The following is a 21,149-nucleotide window of genomic DNA, read 5'->3' on the forward strand; positions in this document are numbered from 1 at the left end:
GATCCGCGACGACATCCACCAAGCCTTCCTCAGCCTCGCCTGCAGCATCATCTGCTGGCGACGACTGAGAAACCTCCCACTTTGTTAGGACTTCTTAGGGCGCGCAGAGGGCACGCCGCCCCCAAATTGGACTAGACAACAAACAAACCCCAGGCCACTGACCTGGGGTTTCATCATGGAGCGGGTGACGAGAATCGAACTCGCGCTCTCAGCTTGGGAAGCTGATGTTCTACCATTAAACTACACCCGCGTAAGACGCCGATTGATCCGGTGTCGAATGCTCGCTCACTCTACCTCATGCCTGGCCCCCGGCGCTGAAGCCGTGGGGCCCGGTCGCGTTTCGGAGGGTGGATGCGGCTGCGGGGGACCGGAGTTGGGGCGTACGGTGGGGCTGGAGGAGGGTCCGGGCGGGACCGGAGTGCCGCCTGGAGGGCCGTCCCTTTCATCCCGTAATGTGGCTTTCGTCGTCGGTCACGCCAGTGCCTGACGAAGGCTCTTGGGGAAGGGACTCTGAGGACTTGATGGAGCGCACCGTCGTCCGTTGTGCCGAGGGGCACGTGTTCAGCACCGCTTCGTTCCCGATGCAGCAGGCCGAGCGGCTCGGTCCCGGTCGGCTGATCCGGTGTCCGCGGTGTGCGCGGCTCCGGAACGTCGTTCCGGTGGAGCTGGAAAAGCGGTAGGGGCAGAAAACAGAAGCGTTCACGCCGACGTGGGCAGGCGCGCGGACCGTCACGATTGTGGCCGGTCCGCGCGCCTTGCGTATCCTCGGGACGTGCTTCTCTCAGACAAGGACATCCGGGCCGAGATCGACGCCGGGCGGGTCCGGATCGATCCCTACGACGAATTCATGGTGCAGCCGTCGAGCATCGACGTGCGGCTCGACCGCTACTTCCGGGTGTTCGAGAATCACCGCTACCCGCATATCGACCCCTCCATCGAGCAGGCGGACCTGACGCGGCTCGTCGAGCCCGACGGCGATGAGCCGTTCATCCTGCACCCCGGGGAGTTCGTGCTGGCCTCGACGTACGAGGTCATCACGCTGCCCGACGACCTCGCCTCGCGGCTCGAGGGGAAGAGCTCGCTTGGGCGGCTCGGGCTCGTCACCCACTCCACCGCGGGGTTCATCGACCCGGGCTTCTCCGGGCACGTCACCCTTGAGCTGTCCAACCTCGCGACGCTCCCCATCAAGCTGTGGCCGGGGATGAAGATCGGGCAGCTGTGCATGTTCCGGCTCAGCTCGCCGGCCGAGTTCCCCTACGGCAGCGACCGGTACGGGTCCCGCTACCAGGGGCAGCGCGGGCCGACCGCCTCCCGGTCCTTCCTGAACTTCCATCGGACCCAGGTGTGAGGGCGTGAGCGTGTCCCAGGTGCGTGAGAATCTCACCTACGAGGGCTTCGGAGTCGCGGTTCGCGAGCTCGCCCAGACCATCGCCGACGACGGGTACGAGCCCGACATCGTGCTGTCCATCGCCCGCGGCGGTGTCTTCGTCGCCGGCGGGCTCGCCTACGCCCTCGACTGCAAGAACATTCACCTCGTGAACGTGGAGTTCTACACGGGCGTCGGGACCACCCTTCCGATGCCCGTCATGCTGGCGCCCGTTCCCAACGCCATCGACTTCTCCCAGAAGAAGGTTCTGATCACCGACGACGTCGCCGACACCGGCAAGACGCTCAAGCTCGTGCACGACTTCTGCGTCGACACCGTCGCCGAGGTCCGCAGCGCCGTGGTCTATGAGAAGTCCCACTCGCTCGTGAAGTGCGAGTACGTGTGGAAGCGGACCGATGAGTGGATCAACTTCCCGTGGAGTGTTTTGCCTGTAGTACGTAAGTCGGGTGAGCCGGTCACCCCATCCAAAGAAGCGCTCTGACCTGGCAAGAGTCGCGCGCGCCACACGGCGATCGCTCGGCAGACTGCGTGGCCTGGCAGGCCCCGACAGTTTGCGTGATCAGCACACTTGATCACGGTCAGAGAATGAAGATGATCCGGTGCTTGAAACTGCGCTCACGATCTTTAGCATCGTGCTTCAAACGCTCGGGTTAGTTGCGGCTGCGACTGGCCTCTACAAGACGTTCAAGGACTCCTCAGCTCCCGGCGATCGCTTCTTCAGCAGCGTGCTGGCGACTGAAGTCGAAGTGGCCCGGCAGGTTCGGACTGCCCTTGAATGCCTGCTTCGACGTCTCCTTCGACGCCCTCGACCGTCCGTGACTCACGCTCTTGGTACGGCTCTGTCCGTCGAGTTTGCGGGGAGCGCCAGGGGGCTCGTTCAGTTCGGCCGGCTGCCGGATCCCGTTCAGGATGCCGAGGCCTTCAGGGTCGAGATTGAGAACCGCTTGAACCGTGTCTTCAAGCTTGCCCAGGACGTGCAGCACGATCTGGGCCAGGAGGCGAAAGTCCGAGGTCAGGAAGACCAACGGCTAGGGGAAGATCTTCAGGCTCGTATCGCCAACATTGATCAAGAGTCGAAGCGGGCCACGATTCGAGGCTTGCGTGAGCAGGTGCTCGGGTTCTTCTGCGTTGCTCTTGGGCTAGTGGTGCAGAGCGTCCTTGACCTGGCCTTCTAACCCCGGAACTAACTTGTTCCTCAACATAGCTTCGCGGATGAACACCTTCGGTGGTACCCAACGCGCCATCTCTGATCAGGGGGGAAGCCGTCGCCATCTGTCGTCGTCTGTCATCGTTGGCTGCCCTCGGACGGCCCGGAGACGGCCCAGTCACGGCCCTCGACGCCAAAGCTCCGCGTCTTCGCTGCTGTAGCGCAACAGGCGGAATTTGGTGGAGGTGGGGGGTGCGCAGAACGCACCCCCCACCCCCGGTGGGCCTGACGGGATTCGAACCCGTGACCTGTCCTTCCGCTGAACTACAAGCATCCCAAGTTGTAGAGCCTCATGAGCGGAACTTGAGGCAAATCGGGGTGTTTCACGTGAAACGTCGCACCTGCCCGCGAGCGATTTTGAAAGCCGTCGTGGCGCGAGTCACCGTGGGTTCAAAGCCCACACCCACCGCGCAGGTGAACGGCTCCTGACCAGGTGAATCGGTCGGGGGCCGTCTCTTTGGCCTCTGCCTGTGAGTGATCGTTGTTTCCCGGGGTTCCCCGCTCGATCGGGCACGAGAGGGGCACGGCAACCTTCTGATCCGTAGCTCTATGTGGATCGGGCAGTGCCAGTCATACAGGTCGCTCGGTAATTTCTGGAGGAGGTTGTCGACCGGAGTCGGTTGCTGAGGTTGCGGTATCTAGTTGCTGTACGGTCTGGCCGACTTCACGAACCCTGGCGAGGTTGTTGCGGCTTTTCAGGGTGTCGGGGTGCGTGTCGCCCAGGACCTGCTCGCGTTGGGTGAGGGTGGCCTCTAGCAGGGGGATGGCGCGGCCCAGATCTCCCGCCGCGTAGTAGGCGGTGGCGAGGTTGTTGCGGCTGGTCAGGGTGTCGGGGTGCGTGTCGCCCAGGACCTGCTCGCACTGGCGGAGGGTGGCCTCGTACAGGGGGATGGCGCGGCCCAGATCCCCCGCCGCGTGGTAGGCGCTGGCGAGGTTGTTGCGGCTTTGCAGGGTGTCGGGGTGCGTGTCGCTCAGGACCTGCTCGCACTGGCGGAGGGTGGCCTCGTACAGGGGGATGGCGCGGCCCAGATCCCCCGCCGCCTGGTAGGCGCTGGCGAGGTTGTTGCGGCTTTGCAGGGTGTTGGGGTGCGTGTCGCCCAGGGCCTGCTCGCGTTGGGCGAGGGTGGCCTCTAGCAGGGGGATGGAGCGTCGCAGGTCCCCCGCCTCGTGGTAGGCGGTGGCGAGGTTGTTGCGGCTGGTCAGGGTGTTGGGGTGCGTGTCGCCCAGGACCTGCTCGCGTTGGGTGAGGGTGGCCTCGTACAGGGGGATGGCGCGGCCCAGATCCCCCGCCGCCTTGTAGGTGCTGGCGAGGTTGTTGCGGCTTTGCAGGGTGTCGGGGTGCGTGTCGCCCAGGGCCTGCTCGCGTTGGGCGAGGGTGGCCTCGAACAGGGGGATGGCGCGGCCCAGATCCCCCGCCTCGTGGTAGGCGGTGGCGAGGTTGTTGCGGCTTTTCAGGGTGTTGGGGTGCGTGTCGCCCAGGACCTGCTCGTACTGGGTGAGGGTGGCCTCTAGCAGGGGGATGGCGCGGGCAGTGTGGCCTTGCTGGTAGAGGCGGTGGGCAGCGGTCTCATACGCATTGGCGAGTGGGGGGTTGTGGTGTTCGGGCGGTCTGGTGGCCGCGAGGGTGACGAGGTGGGGCGTGACGGTGTCCCACTGCTCTTCGGCGGGCGTGTCCTGGCCCAGCGGCGGGGTCAGGCTGTGGAGGACCGCTTCTTCCGCGCGGTCGCGTCCTTGCAGGTGCCGGGCCGGCCGGGTGTCGTAGGTGATCTGCGGGGTTCGCAGGACGGTCTGGACCAGGCGGTGGACGCTCAGAGTGGTGCCGGTATGAGTGACCATGCTGTAGGCGGCAAGCGTTCCGACGGCTTCGGAGATGTCGTCCGGGTCAGCGCCGGGCGGGGTGAGCAGGCCGTGGGGAATGTCGTCGGGGGCCAGCCAGGCGGCGGTGTGCAGCACCTCCACCGCCAGCGGATCTGCCCTATCCAAGGTTTGGAGGGTGACGTTCCAGATGCGGGCGATGGTGCGTTCGGCGTCGGTGCCGTGAGCGGTCTTCGCGAGTTTGGTGTCCAGACGGCGGCGGTAGGCGCTGAGGCTGATGCCGCGATTTTGGGCCAGGTAGGCACCGGCCTGTTTGATCGCCAGAGGGAAGTACCCCAATTCAGCGGCAAGAGCCCGGGCTTCGGCCTGCTGGCGGGGCGTGGCACTGGTGCCCTTGAACACGAGCCGGCACAGCAGGGTGGTGGCGTCGTCGGGGTCGAGGTTGCCCAGGGTCAGAGTGGGGGCGCTGTCGGGCCAGCCAGTGGTGCGCCGGCTGGTGGCGAGGTGATGGCCTTGGTTGAGTGCACCGGTGTAGGGGGTGAGGTGGTCGGGGTTCTCCACGTTGTCGTAGACCAGCAGCCAGCCTGGATGCCAGGCGAGCCACTGCATCGCCCATGCCACCTGCGCTCCTTGGTCGGCGGTGGTGGCCCAGCCGGGCACCAGGGTGTGGGTGAGGCTGGTGAGGGAGGTCTCGATCTCGTCGGGGGACGCGGCGTTGATCCACCAGATCAGGGTGTAGTCACCGCGGTGGCGGTGGGCGTAGTGCAGAGCGAGCGTGCTCTTGCCGATCCCGCCCAGGCCGTGGACCGTCCCGCTCTGCGTGATCGCACCCCCGTGCCGTCTGGCCAGGATGCGCCGCAGCCGGGCCAGTTCTTCCTCCCGCCCCAGGCAGAGGGCAGCCGGGGGCAGATTGGAGGTGCCCGGGGCTGCAGTGACCTTCTCCGGTGTGTGCATTGCCTCGGCGGGCAGTATGTCGCCGGTGTAAGCGCTGCCGATCTGCCTGGCGGCGATCGACCTCGGTCCGGTCCCCTCGATCCGCAGCCGAGACAGGTCGTCGTCGGTACTCACGGGCGTGGCGCGGTGTGACCGTCACCGGTGATCGCGGTACCAATGTGCTGAGCGGCGATCGACCGCTCACCGGAAGCCGTGACAATGACCGAACCGGCAGCCGGCGCCGGCAGCATCGCGGACAGTTCCGCACGCAACTCGGCATCGTCCTGCAACGCCTGCCTGAGCAGCCTGCCCAGCACCGCCGCGGTGTAGGACTCGTTCTGTTCGTCGGCGGCCTCGTCCACCACGCGTTCCAGTTCTGCCTGGCCCGCCTCGTCCCGGCGCCGCCACACGGCCTGAAGGATGCGTCGCCCGAGAGTGGCTGTGGCGTCCGCGGCTGCGTCCTCGGCCCGGGTAAGAACAGCCGCCCCGTACGCGCCGACCGCGGTCGTCAGATACGGACCTGCCTGCTCGACCAACTGCACGATCTCAGCACTCACTTGTTCCCCCGACCCATGCGGCTCCGAAAGGGACCAGCGTAGAAAAGCCAGATCCAGCATGAGGCCAAAACTCCCGAACTGCCCACAGTGGTAGGCGCATTCCCCCATCCGCGGCCAGCCAGTGCCCGCCCGCTGGAATAGGGCCTCCAGCGTGGCCCGGCCGAACGGCTGGGTAAAACCACTGACCTGATAACAGACGTGGACGTCGTTCGCGCCATCACTGCACGGCTCCAGCGCCGGGCAGCGGTCCCGACGACGCCGTCGGTCGCCATCTACCTGCAGGGACAGCGCCCGCGCTGGGCACAGATTTTGAACTCTGGCCTCATCCTTATCAGGTCGATCAGGGAACTCTAGCGATCGAGGTTGAACCGGCTCACGCCTCGCCTGTACGTCCGCTGGGCTTCGGCATCGATCGCCGCTGTTCGTGCCTGTTGGTGTCAGGCGTTGGTGTCAGAGCAGAGGGACGCCCTTGACACACCCGCCGACGCGCTTCAGTTCGCGTGCGGCCGACCGTCACGGACCCATGTCACCACAGTCAGAACTGCGGTGACGTACATCAGGACACTGAAGGTGGCTACGGATTCGACGTACTGCTCGTGGCCGTCTGCACGAAGCTGGAGCGCGAGGGAACCAAGTGCGGTCCCAAGCGATGCGGTAGCGGCGGCCATGGCGACGAACGGGCCCTTCGTCATTGGTACTTCCCCCAAGCCAAGAGACGACTGATCACAATCGAGACTACATGCAGCGTGATTTCAGAAGGTGCAGCCGAAGTCCTGCCCAACCCACCACCCACCCCAGCTCCCATCCCGTCCGCCGTCGACCCACACACCGTGGAGCGGGCGTGGTTCATGGCGTCCAGGTGGAGCGCGCCACTGTACGAACGACCTGGACGCCATGGGCCGCGTCTGCTCGGCTCTGCCTGGGTCGATGGTGGACGGGATGGGAGCTCCCCGCGCACGCCCCTACGGACCCGCGGCCGCGAACGGCGCCGCCTCCATCCCGGTGCCGGCCGATCCCCCGCCGGAGGCATCGTTCTGACCGTGGCCTTGCCCGTTGAGGTTTCTACTCAGGGCCGTAACTCGCTTGCGGCCCCAGGGGCACGGCCCTGGCGCCGAAGGCGCAGAGGGGCCGGGCCCAAGGGGCCAGCCCGCGCTTGCGCGGGCCCTTGATGAGGTAGAGAAATCTGTAACAAGATCGTCAGTGGGGCATCGTCCTAGACGACGGCGCTCCGCTCGGCCAAGTCGCGCAGTGCCTCAGGGATGCGAGTACCTGACAGTTGGATCAAGTCGCGGATGACCTCGCGGGCCAGGTGGTGATCCTGGATTTGCTCGGGTGCCAGGGCTTCGGCTTCCAAGAGCGCGGCTGTGGCCTCACCGACGTGTCGCCGCTGCGCGTGCGCTCGCGCCACGTCAAGCAGGAAACGCGATTGCCGCTCGGGGGACAGACCCGATGCGTCGACCCGGTGGGCCACTTCCAGGGCAAGCCCGGCGTCTCCCAGCTCCACGGCCGTGCTTACGGCATGGATCTCGACGTTCGTCGGCCCGAACTCCGTGTCGAAGTCGTTCCGGTCCTCGCCCAATCGCGCCGCGATCTCTCGCGCTTGGTCAATGTGCTCATGGGTCCGCCTTCGGTTGCCTTCCCTTGCGTTGATCACTGCAAGGACGAGATTCATGGCACCCAGGAGAGAGAGCTCTTCCGGTGGACATGCGGGAGCCTCTGCCCTCGGGGACATGACGGCCACAGCGGATCTTGCTGCTTGCTCGGCCTGTTCCATGTGCTGTTGTCGCATGAAGGCGTGCGCCATGCGGAACAGACTCGCGACAACCTCCAATGGCTGCCCGGCAAGTTCGGCTGCCTCTAGGGCTCGGTCAGCCGCGACCCATGCCGCATCGGCCTGGTCCTGGCGGGTGAAGCTCGCGGCGGCTACCTGGTACGCCCTGGCCCGCAGCGAGTGCAGCTCTGTGCGCTCAGCCGCAGGAGCGTGGCGTACCGCGGTCTCGATGAGCGGTAGCAGCATGGCTAGGTGATCGCTCAGCGCTGCGTAGCTCGATGCGTGCGCAAGCGTCCATGCCTCGTCCACTCGTTGACGGAAATCGGCAAGCGACGGAGTCGGTTCGGCCGACGACTGCTGAAAGAGGCTGCCCAGCGCTGGATGGCCTGTGAGGGCTACGCGCAGGCCATCCAGGTCGTTGCTCCTCGGTTGCTCCTCCGGCTTAGCTTCCTCGGCTGGGGCAGCGTCGGGCCGAAGGTCTCGCACAGACACGTTGAGTGCATCTGCAAGAGCCTGGAGGACCGACAGCCGCTCGACAGGCTGCACGCCTCGCTCAACCTGGGACACCCAGCTTTCAGAGCGGCCCATCGCCGCTGCAAGGTCGCTCTGCGACATGCCTCCGGCGCGACGCAGCTCCTTAACCCGCTGACCGACGGTCTGGGTTTCGGAAGTGGTCACTTCTCAGCTCCGGTGGGGTACTTGCCGGCGTACGGCTGGAGGCGGTCAACCTCGGTCTTCTCGACGTACTTGTCACGTTCCGTCAGGAAGTGGCGAGTGTGCGGCTGACGCTCATGCTCCTCGAAAGCGGCGCGGTCAGCGTACAGCTCGAAGAAGACCCGCTCGTTCGGCGCACCGTCGACCTCGTGGCATGCGTAAACCAGCGTGCCGGGCTCGTGTGCACGGATGCCTGCGGCGGTCTCTCGGACCAGAGCGTCGAACCCTTCGCCTGCACCGTCGCGCAGCGTGAAGCGGACGAAAAGCCCAAAATTGCTCATTCCTGCCTCCTTCGCGTTGCCCTCAGTCTCGCAGACTCAGAGTTCTGCTACTAGTCACAGTTTTTCTGTTGACCCGCAGATTCTCTGCGGGTAACTTCGAAGGTGCCGAACAACAAGCCGCCCCGGGACTGCGTGCCATCCGCCAAGATCACAACGCAGCCCGGGGCTTATCCCAAAGGGGAGACTCCATCATGCCGTCGTTCAAGATCGACACTTCGACTGCTCTCGTGTTCGTGGCGACTGTGCCGGAACCGAAGCTGGCCAACAGGAAGACCGGTGAGATCGCAATCGACATCGTGACGGAGCAGCCGCTGTACGTGGTGGGTCTGCTGGTCACGGACGAGGGCGAGGGCAACGTGTACAAGGTGGCCGTTCCCGAGACGGGTATCCCGGAAGGTCTGGCGCCGGGTATGCCAGTACAGGTGGTCGGCCTGAAGGCCAAGGACTGGGAGAACGAGTTCAACGGCAAGAAGATGCACGGAATCTCGTTCCGTGCGGTCGCGATCACGGCGGCGGCCTGATCATGTCGGACCTGTCGATGTGGCTGGAGGCGTCGGGTGCCTTAGCGGGTGCCGGTGGTCTGGGCTATGCGAAGGTCCGCGCTCCCCGCGTGTACTGGTCGCTGGTCGGACTGCCGGCAGCCTGGGGCCGCTTGACCGTGACGTACCGCTCGACCATGGACGTGTGCGGGCTGACGGTCCAGCCGCCCGGCCTGCGGGCGTTCATGGTCCGCAACGTCGCCCGGCGCGAGGTTCAGCCGGTGCCCCCGAAGATCCGCCGGATACGCGGAACGTCCACCGGGCTGCGGGTCACGCTGCGACTCCCCGCCGGCCTGGAACCGGCGGACGTGGTCGCCTCCTCGGAACGGCTCCGCCACGCCTGGGGCGTCCACTCGGTCACCGTGATCGAGACGAAGCCCGGTTTCGTGGAACTGCGGATGACCGGATACGACGTACTGCGCCGCGTGCGGATGCCCCGCAAGGCAAGGCCCCATGACCTGGTCGTTCCGGTGGCGCTGCGCGAGGACGGAACCGCCTTCGTGCGCGACTACCGCAAGGTGCCGATGGCGCTGACGCTGGGCGCCAACCAGTCCGGCAAGTCGATGTATCAGCGCAACCTGATCAAGGGCCTGGCCCAACTGCCGGTGGCGCTGGTCGGTATCGACTGCAAGCGCGGTGTCGAGCACACTGCCTACGCACCTCGCCTCTCGGCTCTGGCCACCACCCCAGACGATGCCGCATCCCTGCTCGATGTCCTGGTCGCCGAGATGGAATCCCGCTTCGATCTCCTCAGCGCGTACGGCGTTTCGGACCTGGCGGACCTGCCGGAACACGTACGTCCGGTGCCGGTCGTGGTCCTCGTGGACGAGGTTGCGGAACTCTTCCTGATCGCCTCCAGGAAGGATGAGGAGCGCCGCGAACGTCTGGTGACGGCCTTGATCCGGCTGGCGCAGATGGCCCGCGCGGTCGGCATCTATCTGGAGATCTGCGGGCAGCGCTTCGGCTCCGAACTGGGCAAGGGCGCCACCATGCTCCGCGCCCAGCTCACCGGCCGTGTGGTGCACCGCGTCAACGACAAGCAGACCGCCGAAATGGGTCTCGGGGACGTCGCCCCGGAGGCAGTCCCCATGGTGACGACGATCCCGCCGGACAAGGCCGGCCTTGCGGTCGCCGCTGACTCTTCCGGCGGCTGGTCCCGCATCCGTACGCCGCTCACCACGCCGGCGGAAGCCACGACGGTGTGCCGGGAGTTCGCCCACCTGGTCCCGGACTTCCCCGCCCTCGACCCATTCCGACCTCACGTTCACGCCGGCACCCCAGTCGGTGATGACCCCTCGCTGGTCAAGCCCGTTCCGGTCGTCGACTAGCGCCACGCTCCACCCCGGTCGGCGCGACCGTCTCGCGCCAGGTCCCTACCCGAGCCATGCCCGAAACAGGAGGACCAACCCATGTGCGAGCACTTCGAGGACTTCCAGCGCACGGTGCTGATGCTCGGCGCACTCGCCCTGTACGCCGACCAGTCCGACGCGGACGACAGCTTCATCGAGGTGGTGGGCCCGTCCCTGGCCGCGTCCCTGCCCGAGCCTCCGCCCGGCCTGTTCCCGCCTGGTTACGACCCGGACCAGGGTCCCGAGTACCCCGGCGGGCGGTGAACCGTGGCCAGGAAGAAGACACCCCCGCGCCCCACCCCTGCACCGCCGAAGTGCGAGCCGTGCAACGGGACCGGAGAGGTTGCCCGCACGGTCCACGTGGGCCGCAAGCGTCGCCCCGTCGGCCAACAGGCCGGTATCTGTCTGGCCTGCTTCGGCACCGGCGAAGCCGCCACCGACTGAACCCGCCGGGACCGGGCGGCCGGACACGCTCCCCGCCCGTTCCCGGCCCACCCCCGGAAGGAGGTGAAGACATGTCCCGCTCGATCCGCATCGATGCCGTGCTCGTCCAGGCCGTGATTGCCGGCGCGTTGTCCTTTGCCCACCTGCATGATCTGGCCGAGGCTGCCGGGCAGAGCGGATGGAAGGCGTGGGCCTACCCGATCAGCGTGGATTTGCTGTTGGTGGCCGCATGGCGCCGGCTGCGGACCGCCCGCAAGGACCGATCGGCGTGGACCTGGTTCGTGATCGCCCTGTTCGCGTCGCTCGGCGCGAACATCGCCACCGCCGGGCTCCTCGACCTGGCCCATGTGCCGGACTGGCTGTGCATCCTCGTCGCCGGCTGGCCCGCGCTCGCCTTCCTCGGCGGCACCCTCCTCGTTCACTCACCCACCGACGAACCGGACCCGGTCGAACCCCGTGCACAGCCTGTGGACGAACCGGCCGTGACCGAGGTCGACGTACGCCGCGACGAGCCCGCCCCACCCGCGGCTCCGGAGCTTCCAGCCGCCGCGCCTGCTGCTCCTGCGCCTGTGGTGACGGTGCCGGTCGCGCTCTTGGACCACGCCCGAAAGATCGCCGAAGCGCACCGCGCCACGACCGGAACCCCGATGGCCGCGGACGCTCTCTCCGCCCGGCTCGGACTTCCCGGCCCGATGTCCGCCGCGATCGCCACCGAACTCCAACTCACCTGATCAGACAAGGAGATCACTCCATGCCCCGGTTCACCTTCAACCGCCCGGCCGACTACCTGGATGCGGCACGTGAGATGGCCGACTCCGGACGGCCGACCCTGGCCCGCCTGCTGGCCGAGGAAGCCGCCGACCGCACCCCGGACTCCGACGAGGCGGCGCGCATCCGTGCCGAGTTCCCCGGCCGCAACCTCCGCCAGGAGGACTGACCATGCCTCGCCCCAACCGCTTCTACGACGTGATCCGCATCGGCCCCGTGCAGGTCGGCACTTACCACGACGGCCGTGGACGCACCAAGCACGTCGCCGCCTGCACGGCCCCCGGCTGCGACTTCTCCGCCGACTACCTCAACCGCGCCGGCGCCGAACTCGCCGCCCGCACCCACCGCTGCAACGCCTAGGAGACGGCCCGCCATGGATGTCCCACTCTGGCTCGCCCTGATCGTCATCGGCTGGCTCGGCGTCAAGCTCGTCCGCCCGCCCTGGTGGCTCGTGGCCGTGCTCCTGCTCGGCGGCTACCTCATCGCCGACAGCTTCCTCGGCCCCGCCATCGGCACGGCCGTCAAGTAGCCCAACCCGAAGGGAGAAAACCCGTGTTCACGCCGAAGTACCCGACCCCCGACACCGCACCGCCCCCGACCGCCCCGAGCGCCAGCACCCCGGTGCCTGTCGCACAGGCCCCCGCCCCGCTCGCCGCAGTCTCGAACCGGCCGACCGTGCAGCTCACCCCCGGTAGTGCACTCGCCCTCGCCGCGGGCGGAGGGGCCGTGGTCCTCGTCGTCGGCGCGGTCCTGGTCTCGCTGCTCCTCGCGGTCGCCATCACCGGAATGTCTGTGGCCGTGGTCGCGGTCGTCCTGCGCTCGCTGCTCAAGGACCTCGACAAGCACCGCTGAAGGGCCCCCGGAGCGGCCTCGGTCGCCAAACTTCCGCCGCTCCGGGCGCCTGACCTCTTCCTGATCCAACGGACCCGAAAGGGAAGCCTCATCATGCCCCAGCACGCCCAGAACACGCCCGTCTGCCGCGGCTGCGACGGCTTCGCCACCGCAGCCATCACCACCGGCGCACGCAACCGCGACGGCTCCCGCACCACCCTCCGCATCGCCTGCCCGGCCTGCAAGGGCACTGGAACGGTCCGCCTCGCTCGTCGGCTGGCGGTGAGCGTCTGATGTCCCGCCGCTGGAGCCGCGGCGTCGACCGCATCCCTTACGACGCACTGGACGACGACATCAACCGCCTGATGAAGATCAGCAAGGCTCACGAACGGCATGACGGGGACACGAAGTGGCCCCGCCCGAGCCGCGGGTCCAAGAACCAGTCCCAGACCACCAGTCGCGATGCCAGCACCCCGCAAAAGCGTCGCTGGGGCCGGTGATCGGGATGACCCGAATCCCTTCGCGTCGCGTCCTGGACCTGTTCTCCTGCGCGGGTGGCGCCGGCTGGGGCTACCGCCTCGCCGGGTTCGAGGTCGACGGCTGCGACATCGCCGACCGACCCCGCTACCCCTTCCCCTACCACCGCGGCGACGCGCTCCAATACCTCGCCCACCTGATCAGCACCGGCGACATCGACCGCTACACGCTCGTGCACGCCTCCCCGCCCTGCCAGGCTGGCTGCGCCCTCACCGTGGGCACCAATCGCTCCCAGGGCTGGGGCGGTTCGCACACGGACCTCGTGGCGCCGACCCGCGAACTCCTCGACCGAACTGGCCTTCCGTATGTGATCGAGCAGCCCAACGGCCGCGCGAAGATCCGCAAGGACGTCTCGCTGTGCGGCGTGATGTTCGGGCTGAAGGTCTTCCGGCACCGGAACTTCGAGCTGGGCAACTGGTCCACGGTCAAGCCGGTTCACGTCAAGCACGACGGCTACGTGCGGGGCCACCGCCACGGGGTCTACCGCGACGGCCCGTACGTAGCCGCGTACGGCAAGGGCGGCGGCAAAGCCACCGTGCCCGAGATGCAAGCCGCGATGGGCATCACCTGGACCGACGTCCACGAGGAACTCACCGAAGCCATCCCGCCCGCCTACAGCAAGTGGATCGGCACCGCCTTCCTGACCGCCCGCCAGGAGGTGTTGGCGTGACCGACACCGCCATGCCGGCGGGCCTGGACGCGGCCACCCTCGGCGACGTACTGAGGGTGGCCGGCTCGGCCGACTTCGACCGCTGGCAGGACCAGGTCCGCCGCACCGGAGGATGCTCCGACCCCATCCGGTTAACCGGCGGCACCAAGACCATCGACCCGACCACCAAAACTGTGCTCTACGCCTACACGACCGAGCACGAGCCGGGCGGCATGCTCCGCATCGCCTGTGGCAACCGCCGTGCGTCGCGGTGCCCGGCCTGCGCCTGGACCTACGCCGGCGACACCTACCACCTGATCCGTGCCGGACTGACCGGAGATCCGGACAAGGGCACCCCGCACACCGTCCGCGATCACCCCCGCGTCCTCGCCACCCTCACTGCCCCCTCATTCGGCCCGGTCCACAACCGCCCCGGCACTCGGCCCTGCCGCTGCGGCAGGCGACACCCGGAGGACGCTCCCGAACTCGGCACCCCGCTGGACCCGACGACCTACGACTACGCGGGCGCCGTGTTGTGGAACAACCACGCCTCGGACCTGTGGCGCTACTTCACGATCTACCTCCGCCGCGAGATCGCAAAGCGTGTCGGCCTCACCCAGAAAGACGCCCGCGAACAGTCCCGGGTGTCCTTCGGCAAGGTCGCCGAGTACCAGAAGCGCGGGGCCGTCCACTTCCATGCCGTGATTCGCTTCGACGGACCGGACGGGCCCGACACCCCGCCCCCGCACTGGGCCACCCTCGACTTGCTCACCGACGCGATCCGCGCCGCCGCTGCCCGCGTGGCTGTCGACGTGCCCTCGGCCCGGTACCAGTCGGACCCCGATCAACCGGTCCGCACTCAGCCGGCGCGCACGCTGCGATGGGGCAAAGAGCTCGACGTCCAGCGGATCAAGGCCTTCGGCGATGGCGAAGAACTCACTGAACAAGCCGTGGCCTCCTACGTCGCCAAATACGCCACCAAGGCTGCCGAGACCACCGGTGCCGTCGACCGCCGGATCGGCAACAAAGAAGCCCTCGTGCTCCTCGACGTGCCCGATCACCCCCGCCAGCTCATTGAGGCCTGCCTCGACCTGCACGCGCTCTACCCGGACCGGAAGCTGCGGGACTGGGCTCACATGCTCGGCTTCCGCGGCCACTTCTCCACCAAGTCCCGCCGCTACTCGACCACCCTCGGCGCCCTCCGACAGGTGAGAGCCGACTACCGCGCCGCACAGCAACGCGCAGCCCTCGGCCTGCCCGACCCCGACGACAACCCGGAGGCAACCACCCTCGTGCTCGCCCACTGGACCTACGCCGGCCACGGCTATACACCCGGCGAATCCTGGCTCGCCGCCAACATCCGCCGGGACATCCAACTCAACCGCGAGACAGCACGCGAAGAACTGGCGGGAGGTGGGTTCGATGAGCCGGTCCGTTAGGTCGGAGGCCCCCAAGGAGGCGGCAAAGAAGGAGGTCATGACCATCGACGAGTGGATCAGGATGCATCTTCGTCGTGCTCCCGAGCGTGACGAGGAATGGGTGCGCCGTGCGCTCGTTTTGCAGGGCCGCGCCTGACCGTCAGCGCCAGACAGGCTCAATCAGGCTGGGGTCGAATTTCCTGCGGCCTCGGCCGGCTGGGTGGATGATCACGGCTGACAGGCTGTGCAACACGATCTCTTGTTGCCGCTCGATGGGCAGACCGAAGAACTCATCTACCGTCAGGTTCGCCGCTTCTCCCTTGGCCTCGGCCTGCTTCTGTTCTTTGTAGAAGCGGGCGCGTTCCAACTTCAACTCATCGCGCAATCGCTCCTTGGCGGGCAAGAGCTGCAAGAGTGTGGACACGGTGATTTGCTTCGACCGTTCGGCGTTCACGAGCTGGGCAATGTCCTCGTTGACCTGCTCCAACTCGGCTTCCTGCGACCAACGTTGGTCGACGGGCACGGCTGTGACTGCCGCTCGTGCACGCTGCTCTTCAAGCGCGAGTTGGGCTACCAGCCTGTCAACTGGCTCGCCGGTGCGCCCGACTTTGCCGCAACCGCCGTTGACTACCGAGCACTGATACGTGTACTTCGCCGCCTTCGATCCGGGCTCCCGCCGCTGATTAATCTGACCTCGGATCTTGGTCTTGCACAGTCCGCAGCGGGCGATTCCCGAGAGTAGGTACTTCCGCGCGAGGGACTTGCCGGGCTGCTTCTGCTTCCGCTCGGCGACTGCCGCGCACACGGCTTCCCACTCTTCCAGGGTATTGATCGCCTCCCACTCGCCCATGACGGGCTGACCATCGTCCGCGTAGAGAACCTCGCCGTGGTACGTCCGGTACCCGACCAATCGAGGGTTGGTGAGGATGTGCTCGACGTGATGGTGGGCCATCCGCTTGGTCCCCGCGCGAGGGTTACCTAGACCTTGCTCCTGCCACCTCGTGCGGATTGTGCCGATGCGGACGCCGGCGAGGATCTCGCGCTGCGCCTCTCGGATAGCCTCGGCTGCTTCCGGGTCGACCTTGCTGCGGTCGTCCTTGCGCCATCCGTACGGCGCCGGCCCACCGCTGTCCTTGCCTTGCTGGGCCAACTCCAGATGCTTGCGCTTGATCCGGCGTGATGCGTCGTGGGACGACTTGTTGGCGAAGGCGACCATGATGCGGGACATGGTGCGGCCGTCCGGTGTCCCGAGGTTGACGTCGTTGGTGACTGTGGCGAACTCCAGCCGAGGGCGGTCGTCGAAGATCTCGATCAGGCGCTCAAGGTCTCGCGGCTGCCGGGCGAGCCTGTCGAGGTCGTACGCCACGATGCCGTCGATAAGGCCGCTGCGAAGGTCGTTCAACATCAGCTCGAACTCTTCGCGCACGACGTTGCGCTTGTACGCGGATACGTCGTTGTCCTCGTAGACCTTCACGGCCTGCCACGACCGAAGATCCGCGAGGCGCTCGCAGTCCTGTTGCTGGCGGGCTACGCCGAGCGCGTCCCCTTCGTCATCCCGCGAGATGCGGGTGTAGATCCCCACCCTGCGTGCCACGATCGGGCCTCCCCTGCTCCAGAGCAGGGCCAGACTACTACCGTCATCGAGTCAAGTCAGCTTGGAGCGTCGAGCCGCCGGTGGTGAAAAGGGCCGGGCAGGTTCTCGACGCCTGAGGTGGCGGAACGCAAGACGCCTGACGTGGCGAAACGCGAAGAGAGGGGCTCCCGGCGCTGTGCCGGAAGCCCCTCTCTCGTGCGTGCGGGAAGTGCTAGAACGTGCCCAGCTTGATGATCGACACAATCGCGATCAGCTGGATGGCTGACGCGCCGAGCGCCTTCGGCCACGGGAGGTCGTGGGACTTGCTGACCATAAGGGTCAGCAGGGCGCCCGCCGCGACCCAGGTGGCCCAGCCGAGGAGCTGGACGAAGGACGCGTCGCCGCCGAAGAACATGGCGACGAGCAGGCGTGGGGCGTCCGTGAGGGACATGATCAGCATGGAGAGGCCGACCGTGGGCTGCCAGGCCCCGTCGCCGCCGAGCTGGCGGGCCAGGGTGTGGGTGACCACGCCCAGGATGAAGGTGCTGATGACGATGGCGATGGCCGTCGTCAGGACGATGGGGACCGCGTTGGAGAGGGTGGCGTTGATCGCGTCTTCGCGGGCTCCGTCGAAGCCGAAGACCGCGAGCAGGCCGTAGATGAACGTCACGATCAGGGCCGGGGCCCACATCGTGTAGTCGCGCATCTGCAGGAAGGTCTGGTTGGGGGACAGGACGATGCCCCTGAGCAGGTCCTTCCAGCGCAGACGGGGGCCCACCGGCGGGGCCGCGGCCTGGCCCGCGCGGTAGGTCTCGCCCTGGCTGTAGGGGTCCTCGCCGATCGAGAACGCCTGGGTGTGACCGGGTCTGTTCGCCGCGTAGGGGTCCGGGCCCTGCTGCGGGTGGCCGTCGCCGAAGTACTCCGGCTCGCCCTGGCCGCCGTTGCCGGCCTGGGGCCAGCCGCCCTGCTGACCGCCGCCGTAGGGCTGCTGCCCGCCGTACTGCTGCCCCCCGTACTGCGGCTGCGACGGCGCAGACGGGTAGCCGTACGGCGGCTGCTGGCCTCCCTGCGGTGCCTGCTGCCCGTACGACGGTCGGTGTTGTTGCGGTCGCGCCTGCGGTGCACGGTTGTCCCGGCCGCCGCGTCCGATCCTGAATCCAGCCACGTAATCGAACGTACCTGGTCCCGCAGAGTCACGTGCCGGGCCCGGGGGAACGGACCCGGCATTGGGGCCGACCTGTGACATCCCCTAAGGGGCAGGGTGAGGGAAGTTTCCGGGGTTACTGGAGCATCCCCGCGCCGAACCTCGGGTACCCCGACGTGGACACGCCGGCGGACGACGGGCCGAAGCTGAGCGCGTGCGTCGTGGTGATGCCCGAGGCCGCGCCGCGCAGGCTCCATTGCGCATAAGGGAGTTCTCCGTGTGAACCCTGTGATGCGCGAGGGGCGTCAGCCCGCGAAGACGTTCCCGAAGTACGCGTCTCCCGACGGCCCGCCCAGCGTGGTGCTGCCGAAGGACTTGGAGCCGGTCGCGGTGGTGCCGGAGGTGGTGGACTTGAAGAGCCAGACAGCACCGTCGCCGCCGTTCTCGCCGCGGGCGCCGACCGCCAGTTCCGCGCGGCCGTCGGCGTTCGCGTCCGTGAGGAAGACCGCGTCGCCGAAGTAGTCGTAGGCCTCGGCGGTGCCGGGGACGTTCGTGGTGTCCTGCGAGTAGGACTTGGAGCCGGTGCCGGTCAGTCCGGAGGCGGAGCCGCGCAGGACTGTGACCTGGCCGGCGTCGTTCACCGAACCGAGGCTCTCGCTGTCGGAGCCGATCACGACGTCGGCGTACCCGTCGCCGTTGGTGTCGCCCGAGGACAGGCTCCAGCCGAAGCCGTCGTTCTTCTCGCCGGTGCCGGGGACGCCGGTGGTGTCCTGGGTGATACGGACGGGCGTACGGGTGCTGAGCCCGCCCGACGCGCCGTACGTCACCGTGATCGCGCCGCCCAGGCCGCCGTTCGGCTCGCTCGTCGACTTCTCCATGAAGTTGCCGGTGACGATGTCGCCGTAGCCGTCCTTGTCGACGTCGGCGATGGTGCCCGCGTAGCCGCCCGCGAGCTTCTTGCTGTACTTCGGGCCGGTGGCCGAGCCGAGGTAGAGGGCGCTGCGGGTGCGGTTGTCGCCGGTGCTGGTCTCCTCCTGGCCCATGACCAGGAGGTCCTGCTTGCCGTCGCCGTTGACCTCGCCCGCGACCAGCTGGTCCGGGTAGATCGTGGTCTGCTCGACCGTGTCGACGCCGACGAGTGAAGCCGCCGTGCCCGTACGGGAGATGGGGCCGCGGAAGATGTTCAGGGCGGGCGTGGAGTTGTTGGCGGCGGCCAGGTCGGTGTGGCCGTCTCCGTCGAAGTCGCCGGCCGCGATCTGCCAGCCGAGCTCGTTGCGGTACTGCGGCAGCGGCGAGGAGATGTCGGTGCCGGACTTCACGCCGTCCGCGCCGCCCCACAGCACCGTCAGAGCGCCGTACGAGTCGGTCGAGCCGATCTTCTCGCTGTGCACGCCGACGACGATGTCCGTGTAGCCGTCGCCGTCCATGTCGCCCGTGGTCAGGCGGTCGCCGAAGTAGTCGTACGACTCCGGGGTACCCGGGATGCCGTCCGTGGCCTGGCTGATGATCTGCCGCTTGGAGGTGTCGAGGCCGCTCGCCGTGCCGTAGACGATCGCCACGTAACCGGCGCCGGACTTGCTGGAGACCTTGGCGATGGGCGCGGCGATCGCGAGGTCGCGGTAGCCGTCGCCGTTGAAGTCGCCGGAGAGGCCGGAGGGCGCGGCGGAGGCGGTGGTCGCGGGCACGGCGGTGAGCAGGCCGGTGATCAGGGTCGCGGCCAGGAGGAGGGTGCGCTTGCGCATGTGGATTCCCCGTTCACGAGTGCGTGAGGTTCATGGGTGGTCGACCGGCGGACGCGGCCCGCCGGTCGAAGAGAGGGCCCGGTCGTCATGGCGAGGGCCCAGTCGTCGAAGTGAGAGCTCAGTCGAGGAACGCCCCGCCGAAGTAGGGCAGTTGGGTCGCCCCGCTCGCCGTCGGAACGGTGGAGGTGCCGCGCAGCACCAGCGCGACGCCCGCCGAGCCCACGCCCAGCTCCGCCTTGCCGTCGGCGTTCAGGTCGCGCAGGTGGAGCGTGTAGCCGAAGGACGCGTTGGAGCCGTCCGCGCCCGTCACCGCCTGAGGGATCCAGGAGGAGCGGGCGCCGCTCAGGCCGCCGGAGCCGCCACGGAACAGGTGCACGCCGCCCTGGTCCTCCGTGCCGTCGACGTCCTCGTGCGGGACGCCGACCGCGAGGTCCGCGTAGCCGTCGCCGTTGGTGTCGGCGGCCGAGACGGCGTACCCGAAGTCGTCGTAGGGCTCGGGCGTGCCGGAGACGCCGGAGGTGGCCTGGGTGAAGGTGGTCGAGCCGCTGGGGCCGGACGAGGTACCGCGCCAGACGGTGACCGCGCCCCTGCCGGTGCTGCGGTCGGGCTGGCCGAGGGCGATGTCGCCGTAGCCGTCCTTGTCGAAGTCGCCGACGGCGGCGGTCATGGCGCCGCTGTCCAGCGTCTTGGACGCGCCCGACGTCAGGCCCCCGGAGGTGCCCTTGAGGAACCAGACGCGGCTGTTCTCCTGGCCGCCGGAGAGCTGTGTGCCGAGGACCACCAGGTCGGTCCTGCCGTCGCCGTTGACCTTGCCGGCGGCCAGTCCGTACGAGTACCAGCCCGCGTCCACCTTGTCGATCTTGCTGACGGTGCCGGTGGAGCCGGACTTGGTGAAGGAGCCGCGGTACAGCCACGCCTCCTCGCCGCCGATCACCGCGAGGTCGGGCGAGCCGTCCCCGTTGAAGTCACCGGTGGCGAGGTCACGGCCGAACAGGGCGTTCGACCCGTTCGCGCCGCTCTTCGGGGTGAGGTTGGTGCCGCCCGACAGGCCGGAGCCGGAGCCCCACACGATGGTGACCGTGCCGCGGTACTCCGCACTGCCCACGTGCTCGGTGTGGTTGCCGACGACGAGGTCCGCGTAGCCGTCCTTGTTGAGGTCGGCGCTTGCGAGCGTCTCGCCGAACGCGTCGTCCTCCTCGCCGGTTCCGGGGATGCCGGGGCTGTCCTGGTGGATCACCTGGGAGTGCGAGGTGTCGAGGCCGTTCGCGCCGCCGTAGACGACGGTGACGGCGCCGCCCTGCCAGCCGCCGGGGCCGGAGACGCCGCTGGCCGAGTTGAGGTACGCGACATCGCGGTAGCCGTCGCCGTTGAAGTCGTCGTAGTGCTTGGCGGGTGCGGCGGAGGCCGGGGTGCTCAGGGTGAGAGGGGTGAGGCCCGCGGCCAGCAGGGCGGCGAGGGTCACTGAAGTGCGCGTGCGCATAGGGGAGTTC

The 21,149-nt window shown here is 67.8% G+C and carries 24 protein-coding genes and 2 tRNA genes; 14 read left to right on the top strand and 12 right to left on the bottom strand.

The window, feature by feature from the left end; all coding sequences use genetic code 11:
- Positions 1-176: 176 nt before the first annotated feature.
- Positions 177-250, bottom strand: a tRNA-Gly gene (locus ACZ4RZ_RS41090).
- 522 nt (positions 251-772) lie between these two features.
- Between ACZ4RZ_RS41090 and dcd the strand changes: the two genes are divergently transcribed.
- Both dcd and ACZ4RZ_RS41100 read left to right on the top strand, forming a co-directional pair.
- Positions 773-1,348, top strand: coding sequence for a dCTP deaminase (dcd, locus tag ACZ4RZ_RS41095; RefSeq protein ID WP_467752603.1), 576 nt, complete (start codon positions 773-775; stop codon positions 1,346-1,348).
- A gap of 4 nt (positions 1,349-1,352) precedes the next feature.
- A complete protein-coding gene (locus ACZ4RZ_RS41100; protein ID WP_467752604.1) occupies positions 1,353-1,868 on the top strand; it encodes a phosphoribosyltransferase in 516 nt (171 codons plus the stop codon).
- Between the two features lie 214 nt (positions 1,869-2,082).
- On the opposite strand, the gene ACZ4RZ_RS41105 is transcribed toward ACZ4RZ_RS41100, so the two are convergent.
- From ACZ4RZ_RS41105 to ACZ4RZ_RS41135, 7 genes are all read right to left on the bottom strand, one after another.
- A complete protein-coding gene (locus ACZ4RZ_RS41105; RefSeq protein WP_467752605.1) occupies positions 2,083-2,412 on the bottom strand; it encodes a hypothetical protein in 330 nt (109 codons plus the stop codon).
- 402 nt (positions 2,413-2,814) lie between these two features.
- Positions 2,815-2,871 (bottom strand) — tRNA-OTHER (locus tag ACZ4RZ_RS41110).
- Between the two features lie 293 nt (positions 2,872-3,164).
- Positions 3,165-5,477 carry a tetratricopeptide repeat protein gene (locus tag ACZ4RZ_RS41115; protein ID WP_467752607.1) on the bottom strand — a complete coding sequence of 771 codons (2,313 nt, stop codon included), beginning with the start codon at positions 5,475-5,477 and terminating at the stop codon, positions 3,165-3,167.
- Complete coding sequence (locus tag ACZ4RZ_RS41120; protein ID WP_467752609.1) at positions 5,474-5,959, bottom strand: hypothetical protein; 486 nt, start codon at positions 5,957-5,959, stop codon at positions 5,474-5,476. Before ACZ4RZ_RS41120 ends, ACZ4RZ_RS41115 begins: the two co-directional genes overlap by 4 nt.
- Positions 5,960-6,390: 431 nt before the next feature.
- Positions 6,391-6,591 carry an SCO3870 family protein gene (locus tag ACZ4RZ_RS41125; RefSeq protein WP_467752611.1) on the bottom strand — a complete coding sequence of 67 codons (201 nt, stop codon included), beginning with the start codon at positions 6,589-6,591 and terminating at the stop codon, positions 6,391-6,393.
- A 521-nt stretch (positions 6,592-7,112) separates the two neighbouring features.
- Entirely contained in the window at positions 7,113-8,348 is a 1,236-nt protein-coding gene (locus tag ACZ4RZ_RS41130; RefSeq protein ID WP_467752613.1) for a helix-turn-helix domain-containing protein, read from the bottom strand.
- The gene (locus tag ACZ4RZ_RS41135) at positions 8,345-8,665 is read right to left on the bottom strand and encodes a putative quinol monooxygenase (protein ID WP_467752615.1); all 321 of its coding nucleotides are present in this window, start codon (positions 8,663-8,665) and stop codon (positions 8,345-8,347) included. The genes ACZ4RZ_RS41130 and ACZ4RZ_RS41135 overlap by 4 nt, the downstream gene beginning before the upstream one ends.
- Before the next feature lie 191 nt (positions 8,666-8,856).
- On the opposite strand from ACZ4RZ_RS41135, the gene ACZ4RZ_RS41140 reads away from it, so the two are divergent.
- The 12 genes from ACZ4RZ_RS41140 (at position 8,857) to repSA (ending at position 15,221) form a co-directional block, all read left to right on the top strand.
- The gene (locus ACZ4RZ_RS41140; RefSeq protein WP_467752757.1) at positions 8,857-9,186 is read left to right on the top strand and encodes an SCO3933 family regulatory protein; all 330 of its coding nucleotides are present in this window, start codon (positions 8,857-8,859) and stop codon (positions 9,184-9,186) included.
- 2 nt (positions 9,187-9,188) lie between these two features.
- Entirely contained in the window at positions 9,189-10,532 is a 1,344-nt protein-coding gene (locus ACZ4RZ_RS41145; protein ID WP_467752616.1) for an FtsK/SpoIIIE domain-containing protein, read from the top strand.
- An 81-nt stretch (positions 10,533-10,613) separates the two neighbouring features.
- Positions 10,614-10,817, top strand: coding sequence for a hypothetical protein (locus ACZ4RZ_RS41150; protein WP_467752618.1), 204 nt, complete (start codon positions 10,614-10,616; stop codon positions 10,815-10,817).
- Between the two features lie 251 nt (positions 10,818-11,068).
- Entirely contained in the window at positions 11,069-11,728 is a 660-nt protein-coding gene (locus ACZ4RZ_RS41155) for a DUF2637 domain-containing protein (protein WP_467752620.1), read from the top strand.
- 20 nt (positions 11,729-11,748) lie between these two features.
- Positions 11,749-11,934 (top strand): hypothetical protein, encoded by a 186-nt coding sequence (locus ACZ4RZ_RS41160; protein WP_467752621.1) that lies wholly within the window; start codon positions 11,749-11,751, stop codon positions 11,932-11,934.
- Positions 11,935-11,936: 2 nt separating this feature from the next.
- Positions 11,937-12,125, top strand: coding sequence for a mobile element transfer protein (locus ACZ4RZ_RS41165; RefSeq protein WP_467752623.1), 189 nt, complete (start codon positions 11,937-11,939; stop codon positions 12,123-12,125).
- A 13-nt stretch (positions 12,126-12,138) separates the two neighbouring features.
- On the top strand, positions 12,139-12,294 hold the full coding sequence (locus ACZ4RZ_RS41170; protein WP_467752624.1) for a hypothetical protein: 156 nt from the start codon (positions 12,139-12,141) through the stop codon (positions 12,292-12,294).
- 23 nt (positions 12,295-12,317) lie between these two features.
- Entirely contained in the window at positions 12,318-12,617 is a 300-nt protein-coding gene (locus ACZ4RZ_RS41175) for a SpdD protein (RefSeq protein WP_467752626.1), read from the top strand.
- Between the two features lie 93 nt (positions 12,618-12,710).
- A complete protein-coding gene (locus ACZ4RZ_RS41180; RefSeq protein ID WP_467752628.1) occupies positions 12,711-12,890 on the top strand; it encodes a hypothetical protein in 180 nt (59 codons plus the stop codon).
- Entirely contained in the window at positions 12,890-13,096 is a 207-nt protein-coding gene (locus tag ACZ4RZ_RS41185; RefSeq protein WP_467752630.1) for a hypothetical protein, read from the top strand. The genes ACZ4RZ_RS41180 and ACZ4RZ_RS41185 overlap by 1 nt, the downstream gene beginning before the upstream one ends.
- Positions 13,097-13,101: 5 nt before the next feature.
- Complete coding sequence (locus ACZ4RZ_RS41190) at positions 13,102-13,803, top strand: DNA methylase (protein WP_467752632.1); 702 nt, start codon at positions 13,102-13,104, stop codon at positions 13,801-13,803.
- Positions 13,800-15,221 (top strand): replication initiator protein RepSA, encoded by a 1,422-nt coding sequence (gene repSA / locus ACZ4RZ_RS41195; protein WP_467752634.1) that lies wholly within the window; start codon positions 13,800-13,802, stop codon positions 15,219-15,221. The genes ACZ4RZ_RS41190 and repSA overlap by 4 nt, the downstream gene beginning before the upstream one ends.
- A gap of 139 nt (positions 15,222-15,360) precedes the next feature.
- Here the strand turns inward: repSA and ACZ4RZ_RS41200 are convergent, their stop codons facing one another.
- From ACZ4RZ_RS41200 to ACZ4RZ_RS41215, 4 genes are all read right to left on the bottom strand, one after another.
- The gene (locus ACZ4RZ_RS41200) at positions 15,361-16,794 is read right to left on the bottom strand and encodes a recombinase family protein (protein ID WP_467752635.1); all 1,434 of its coding nucleotides are present in this window, start codon (positions 16,792-16,794) and stop codon (positions 15,361-15,363) included.
- A gap of 211 nt (positions 16,795-17,005) precedes the next feature.
- The gene (locus ACZ4RZ_RS41205; RefSeq protein ID WP_467752636.1) at positions 17,006-18,019 is read right to left on the bottom strand and encodes a Yip1 family protein; all 1,014 of its coding nucleotides are present in this window, start codon (positions 18,017-18,019) and stop codon (positions 17,006-17,008) included.
- A gap of 203 nt (positions 18,020-18,222) precedes the next feature.
- Positions 18,223-19,659, bottom strand: coding sequence for an FG-GAP-like repeat-containing protein (locus ACZ4RZ_RS41210; RefSeq protein ID WP_467752638.1), 1,437 nt, complete (start codon positions 19,657-19,659; stop codon positions 18,223-18,225).
- 118 nt (positions 19,660-19,777) lie between these two features.
- On the bottom strand, positions 19,778-21,139 hold the full coding sequence (locus tag ACZ4RZ_RS41215) for an FG-GAP and VCBS repeat-containing protein (RefSeq protein ID WP_467752639.1): 1,362 nt from the start codon (positions 21,137-21,139) through the stop codon (positions 19,778-19,780).
- Positions 21,140-21,149: the final 10 nt, after the last annotated feature.

The organism is Streptomyces sp. NPDC027189, from assembly GCF_055566975.1.

Coding starts and splice junctions, on each gene's coding strand:
- ACZ4RZ_RS41120 (WP_467752609.1), bottom strand. CDS start 5,959: ATGCTGGATCTGGCTTTTCTACGCTGGTCCCTTTCGGAGCCGCATGGG.
- ACZ4RZ_RS41125 (WP_467752611.1), bottom strand. CDS start 6,591: ATGACGAAGGGCCCGTTCGTCGCCATGGCCGCCGCTACCGCATCGCTT.
- ACZ4RZ_RS41135 (WP_467752615.1), bottom strand. CDS start 8,665: ATGAGCAATTTTGGGCTTTTCGTCCGCTTCACGCTGCGCGACGGTGCA.
- ACZ4RZ_RS41140 (WP_467752757.1), top strand. CDS start 8,857: ATGCCGTCGTTCAAGATCGACACTTCGACTGCTCTCGTGTTCGTGGCG.
- ACZ4RZ_RS41145 (WP_467752616.1), top strand. CDS start 9,189: ATGTCGGACCTGTCGATGTGGCTGGAGGCGTCGGGTGCCTTAGCGGGT.
- ACZ4RZ_RS41150 (WP_467752618.1), top strand. CDS start 10,614: ATGTGCGAGCACTTCGAGGACTTCCAGCGCACGGTGCTGATGCTCGGC.
- ACZ4RZ_RS41155 (WP_467752620.1), top strand. CDS start 11,069: ATGTCCCGCTCGATCCGCATCGATGCCGTGCTCGTCCAGGCCGTGATT.
- ACZ4RZ_RS41160 (WP_467752621.1), top strand. CDS start 11,749: ATGCCCCGGTTCACCTTCAACCGCCCGGCCGACTACCTGGATGCGGCA.
- ACZ4RZ_RS41165 (WP_467752623.1), top strand. CDS start 11,937: ATGCCTCGCCCCAACCGCTTCTACGACGTGATCCGCATCGGCCCCGTG.
- ACZ4RZ_RS41170 (WP_467752624.1), top strand. CDS start 12,139: ATGGATGTCCCACTCTGGCTCGCCCTGATCGTCATCGGCTGGCTCGGC.
- ACZ4RZ_RS41180 (WP_467752628.1), top strand. CDS start 12,711: ATGCCCCAGCACGCCCAGAACACGCCCGTCTGCCGCGGCTGCGACGGC.
- ACZ4RZ_RS41185 (WP_467752630.1), top strand. CDS start 12,890: ATGTCCCGCCGCTGGAGCCGCGGCGTCGACCGCATCCCTTACGACGCA.
- ACZ4RZ_RS41190 (WP_467752632.1), top strand. CDS start 13,102: ATGACCCGAATCCCTTCGCGTCGCGTCCTGGACCTGTTCTCCTGCGCG.
- ACZ4RZ_RS41205 (WP_467752636.1), bottom strand. CDS start 18,019: ATGTCACAGGTCGGCCCCAATGCCGGGTCCGTTCCCCCGGGCCCGGCA.
- ACZ4RZ_RS41210 (WP_467752638.1), bottom strand. CDS start 19,659: ATGCGCAAGCGCACCCTCCTCCTGGCCGCGACCCTGATCACCGGCCTG.
- ACZ4RZ_RS41215 (WP_467752639.1), bottom strand. CDS start 21,139: ATGCGCACGCGCACTTCAGTGACCCTCGCCGCCCTGCTGGCCGCGGGC.